Source organism: Photobacterium aquae, from assembly GCF_001029445.1.
Lineage (GTDB): Bacteria > Pseudomonadota > Gammaproteobacteria > Enterobacterales > Vibrionaceae > Photobacterium > Photobacterium aquae.
Map to the genome: position 1 here is coordinate 1 of NZ_LDOT01000073.1, position 2,456 is coordinate 2,456.

Annotated in this window: 4 protein-coding genes; all 4 read left to right on the forward strand. The window is 50.3% G+C overall.

The window, feature by feature from the left end; translation table 11 throughout:
- On the forward strand, positions 1 to 389 hold a 389-nt coding region (locus ABT56_RS24345; protein ID WP_047881203.1), incomplete at its 5' end, for a hypothetical protein.
- Between the two features lie 59 nt (positions 390 to 448).
- A complete protein-coding gene (locus ABT56_RS22740; RefSeq protein ID WP_047881205.1) occupies positions 449 to 1,051 on the forward strand; it encodes an ATP-binding protein in 603 nt (200 codons plus the stop codon).
- 91 nt (positions 1,052 to 1,142) lie between these two features.
- Positions 1,143 to 1,457: a hypothetical protein gene (locus ABT56_RS22745; protein WP_047881204.1), complete on the forward strand. Its 315-nt coding sequence runs from the start codon at positions 1,143 to 1,145 to the stop codon at positions 1,455 to 1,457.
- A gap of 253 nt (positions 1,458 to 1,710) precedes the next feature.
- Positions 1,711 to 2,456: major capsid protein P2 (locus tag ABT56_RS22750; protein WP_047881195.1), on the forward strand; the 746-nt coding region annotated here is incomplete at its 3' end.

Below are 2,456 nucleotides of genomic sequence, written 5' to 3' on the forward strand. Positions count from 1 at the left end.
ATAGTCTGGATGATGATTTTAATCCGGAATTAAGCCAAACCGAAGCCAAAGAGCAGGCACTCGAAACCGAAGCCGCCGCCGGGATTGTTTGTGTTGGCCTGATGACTATTGAACAGACCATGAAAACCATGTTGCACCCGCGTTTCAAGTTTGACCCGGAGCAGTGCGAAGCCGTTGCCACCAAAGTCGCACCGCTGATCGTCAAATACGGTGCGAACCCGCCGCCGTGGTTGGCCAAGTACATGGATGAAATCATGGCCGTGTTTGCCATCGGGATGTTGGGGCTATCGAGTTTCATGCAGGTGAAACAGCTCAAGGCCGAAGACATTGCCCAGCAGGCCAAAGAGCGCGAAACCACCAACCGCGATAATGCCGAGGTGGCTGCGTGAAACTACAACCTATCAACCAAAACAACGCGCTGAGTAATCATCATGTCTATGTGGTTGGTATGTCTGGCTGCGGGAAAACCTCCGCAGCCAAAAAGCTGTTTATCAAACCGACCGACCAAGTCGCCATTTTTGATCCGCTTGGGGATTATGAGGGCGAGCTGGCCGGGCGCAAGGTTCGCAGCTATACCAAACTGAAAGACTTTGCCCAAGCCTTGATCGCCGGACGCAAAACCAAGCAGGGATTCAAGATTGCCTATGCGCCACAACACGAAACCACCGAAGCCGACTTCGACAAGTTTTGCATGGTCGTTTGGGGATGCGGTAACGGCAAACACCCCAAACCGCTCAAAGTGGTGTGCGAGGAAGTGGCCGAGCATACCAGCACAGCCGGAAAGGCCACCGGGTATCACGGTAAAATCTTGAGGCTAGGGCGTAAGTTCGGTTTGCACTGCATCAACATGTTCCAGCGTGGGCAGGAGGTGTCGAAAACCATCATTGATAACTGCCAATTCGCTTGCGTCATGATGCAAAAGGCCGATGACAGTGCCCGTTACCTACAGCAAAAGACCGGGATCTCCGCTGAGGCAATCACGAAACTGAAAAAGCTCGAGTATATCTTGCAGGATGGGAAGGAGTGGCGAGACGGTATAATTAAATGGTAGTAATACCATAGTGAAATATTTGAGTTTTGGCACAAATTTATCTTCTTTGTATGACTACAATGGGCGTGCAATTGCATAAGAGGATAAGTGAATGCCAAGAGCTGAATTTATAAAAGCCATTGAAAATAAAACAAAAGTGAGACTTACTTTTGTTTCTAAAGAAGATAATTGCACACTAACTCGCCTTTGTGCTCCGATGGATTTTGGACCTAGCCGCAGAGCGAAAAATAAAGATGATCGCTATCATCTTTGGGATTATGAAAGTGATAAGGCTAACCATGTTTTATCATTACTTCCGGCTCAAATTGTAAATATCGAGTTTCTAGATATGGATTTTAATCCTGCAGAATTTGTTTCATGGCCGCCAAACTGGCTGATTAAACGAGATTGGGGTGTTTACAGTTAATTTTAATTGAATCACATTTCCAAAAGCCCGCAAGCCTATAGGTTTAGCGGGCTTTTTTTCGTTTGCCTTGTAACCAAATCCCTTGGTTTGCTGTTGGGGTCTTTTAGTAAACCAACAGAGAGCAAACACTATGAGTGCAAAAACGAAAGGCTATGTGATCACGGGCGTCATTGCCTTGCTGGTTGCGGGTGCTGTGGTCTGGGCATCGAACAACGTTGATGCCGTTGAAGACGCAATCGGGTAAGGGGGCGACATGGAACTGATTCAAACCCCGTTCGCGCCGCGTCCGAAAGAACTTGATCCGGTTGAGGGTGTTGGCTGGGGCCAGCGCGCCTCGCTTCGCCTTGTTGCAGGTCCCACTTATCACAGCATCGAGCTGGTTACTGACATTACCGATCCGAGTGATATTGAGCGCGTCGAAGTATCGCTAAACGGTTCGGCCAAGTTCAACGTGTCTGGCGAGACACTGGTCAAGCTGCAAGCCCACCGCAAGAACTACGCCCAGCCGGGTCGCTATGTGATCTCGTTTGGTGATGCCACGCTGCGCACCAAAATTGGCGTGCGCCAAACCGACCTTGTCACCTTGGGCGGTGAAATTTGGTTTGTGTATATCACCCTGAAATCCAAACCATCGGGCACCGCGATGCCGACCATTCGCGCCCGTGCCCATGTGCTGCCGTCACAGGCAACGCGTTATTACATGCCGCGTCTTTATGAGCTGACTTGGTTTGCCTCGGCAACAGGCCGCACACCATTCGACTTTGCCGAGCGTAGCCCGGCACTCAACCTCAAGCGCATTCACTTCCTTGACGATTCCATCGGTCGCGTCCGTGTCCTGCGTGACAACTACGAAGAATTGAACGTCACCAAGACAGACAACGCCTTCGACTTGGCGCAATCCAAGAAAGAACAAAATGACGGTTGGTTCAGCCTCGACTTTATCCGCTATGGCTTTGGTGCTGACGGCATGTTGAACACCGCCGCCCGCAGCCAGTTGGC

What these genes read in the sequence shown, in the direction of transcription:
- ABT56_RS22745 (WP_047881204.1), top strand. Translation starts at nt 1,143, where the DNA reads ATGCCAAGAGCTGAATTTATAAAAGCCATTGAAAATAAAACAAAAGTG.
- ABT56_RS22740 (WP_047881205.1), top strand. Translation starts at nt 449, where the DNA reads ATGTCTGGCTGCGGGAAAACCTCCGCAGCCAAAAAGCTGTTTATCAAA.